This is a genomic window from Paenibacillus sp. B2(2019) (assembly GCF_008370385.1).
Lineage (GTDB): Bacteria > Bacillota > Bacilli > Paenibacillales > Paenibacillaceae > Paenibacillus_AQ.
Map to the genome: position 1 here is coordinate 1 of NZ_VTZR01000026.1, position 2,940 is coordinate 2,940.

At 52.9% G+C, this 2,940-nt stretch carries 1 rRNA gene; it reads right to left on the reverse strand.

Annotated elements, in window-relative coordinates:
• Positions 1 to 9 precede the first annotated feature (9 nt).
• A 23S ribosomal RNA gene (locus PAENI_RS28060) occupies positions 10 to 2,938 on the reverse strand.
• Positions 2,939 to 2,940 lie beyond the last annotated feature (2 nt).

The window sequence follows — 2,940 nt, forward strand, 5'->3', positions numbered from 1 at the left end:
TTTTAAGTATAGGATAAGCCCTCGACCGATTAGTATTGGTCAGCTCCATGCATTACTGCACTTCCACCTCCAACCTATCTACCTCGTCGTCTTCAAGGGGTCTTACTAATTGGGAAATCTCATCTTGAGGGGGGCTTCACGCTTAGATGCTTTCAGCGCTTATCCCGTCCGTACGTAGCTACCCAGCCATGCTTCTGGCGAAACAACTGGTGCACCAGCGGTACGTCCATCCCGGTCCTCTCGTACTAAGGACAGCTCCTCTCAAATTTCCTGCGCCCACGACAGATAGGGACCGAACTGTCTCACGACGTTCTGAACCCAGCTCGCGTACCGCTTTAATGGGCGAACAGCCCAACCCTTGGGACCTACTTCAGCCCCAGGATGCGATGAGCCGACATCGAGGTGCCAAACCTCCCCGTCGATGTGGACTCTTGGGGGAGATAAGCCTGTTATCCCCAGGGTAGCTTTTATCCGTTGAGCGATGGCCCTTCCATGCGGTACCACCGGATCACTAAGTCCGACTTTCGTCCCTGCTCGACTTGTAGGTCTCGCAGTCAAGCTCCCTTATGCCTTTGCACTCTTCGAATGATTTCCAACCATTCTGAGGGAACCTTGGAACGCCTCCGTTACTCTTTAGGAGGCGACCGCCCCAGTCAAACTGCCCGCCTGACACGGTCCCCGTACCCGGTAAGGGTACTAGGTTAGAACCTAGATACGATCAGGGTGGTATCCCAACGGCGCCTCCACCGAAGCTTGCGCTCCGATTTCTACGGCTCCCACCTATCCTGTACAGATCGTACCCAAATTCAATATCAAGCTGCAGTAAAGCTCCATGGGGTCTTTCCGTCTTGTCGCGGGTAACCTGCATCTTCACAGGTATTAAAATTTCACCGGATCTCTCGTTGAGACAGCGCCCAAGTCGTTACGCCATTCGTGCGGGTCAGAATTTACCTGACAAGGAATTTCGCTACCTTAGGACCGTTATAGTTACGGCCGCCGTTTACTGGGGCTTCGGTTCATAGCTTCGGGTTACCCCTAACCACTCCCCTTAACCTTCCAGCACCGGGCAGGCGTCAGCCCGTATACTTCGCCTTGCGGCTTCGCACAGACCTGTGTTTTTGCTAAACAGTCGCTTGGGCCTTTTCACTGCGGCCCCCTCGTGCTATTCACACTACCGGGGCACCCCTTCTCCCGAAGTTACGGGGTCATTTTGCCGAGTTCCTTAACGAGAGTTCTTCCGCGCGCCTTAGAATTCTCTTCTCGCCTACCTGTGTCGGTTTGCGGTACGGGCACCTTCTCCTGGCTAGAGGCTTTTCTTGGCAGTGTGAGATCATGACCTTCGCTACTATAATTTTCGCTCCCCATCACAGCCCAGCCTTAACGATGTGCGGATTTGCCTACACATCAGCCTCACTGCTTAGACGGACATATCCATCAGTCCGCGTCACTACCCTCCTGCGTCACCCCATCGCTCATAGCGGATTACGGTGGTACAGTAATTTCAAACTGTTGTCCTTCGACTACGCCTTTCGGCCTCGCCTTAGGTCCCGACTTACCCTGAGCGGACGAGCCTTCCTCAGGAAACCTTGGGCTTTCGGCGGATCAGATTCTCACTGATCTTTTCGTTACTCATACCGGCATTCTCACTTGTATGCTGTCCAGCGCTCCTTACGGTACACCTTCAACCCACATACAACGCTCCCCTACCCCAGATACATACGTATCTAGCCATAGCTTCGGTGGTGTGTTTAGCCCCGTTACATTTTCGGCGCAGAGTCACTCGACCAGTGAGCTATTACGCACTCTTTCAATGGTGGCTGCTTCTAAGCCAACATCCTGGTTGTCTGTGCAACTCCACATCCTTTCCCACTTAACACACACTTGGGGACCTTAGCTGATGGTCTGGGCTGTTTCCCTTTTGACAATGGATCTTAGCACTCACTGTCTGACTCCCGGCAATAAGTATATGGCATTCGGAGTTTGACTGAGCTTGGTAATCCTTGCGGACCCCGCACCCAATCAGTGCTCTACCTCCACTACTCTTATACCGAGGCTAGCCCTAAAGCTATTTCGGGGAGAACCAGCTATCTCCGAGTTCGATTGGAATTTCTCCGCTACCCCCACCTCATCCCCGCATTTTTCAACATGCGTGGGTTCGGGCCTCCAGTGCGTGTTACCGCACCTTCACCCTGGACAGGGGTAGATCACACGGTTTCGGGTCTACGTCCACATACTAAATCGCCCTATTCAGACTCGCTTTCGCTGCGGCTCCGTCTTCTCGACTTAACCTTGCATGTTAAACGTAACTCGCCGGTTCATTCTACAAAAGGCACGCCATCACCCATTAATAGGGCTCTGACTTTTTGTAAGCACACGGTTTCAGGTTCTATTTCACTCCCCTTCCGGGGTGCTTTTCACCTTTCCCTCACGGTACTGTTTCACTATCGGTCGCCAGGTAGTATTTAGCCTTAGCAGATGGTCCTGCTGGATTCATACGGGGTTTCACGTGCCCCGCACTACTCGGGATCCGTCTCGGAGAGAACACAGTTTAGGCTACAGGGCTTTTACCTCTATCGCGGGCCTTTCCAGACCTCTTCGCCTACCATATTCCTTTGTAACTCCATGTGAGACGTCCCACAACCCCTAAGAGCAAGCTCTTAGGTTTAGGCTGTTCCGCGTTCGCTCGCCGCTACTGACGGAATCACTATTGTTTTCTCTTCCTCAGGGTACTTAGATGTTTCAGTTCCCCTGGTCTGCCTCTACATCTCCTATGTGTTCAGAGATGAGTAACTGCGAATTACCACAGCTGGGTTTCCCCATTCGGACACCCCCGGATCAAAGCTTGCTTACAGCTCCCCGAGGCAGTTTCGTTGTTCGCCACGTCCTTCGTCGGCTCCTGGCGCCTAGGCATCCTCCGTGTGCTCTTATTAGCTTAACCTT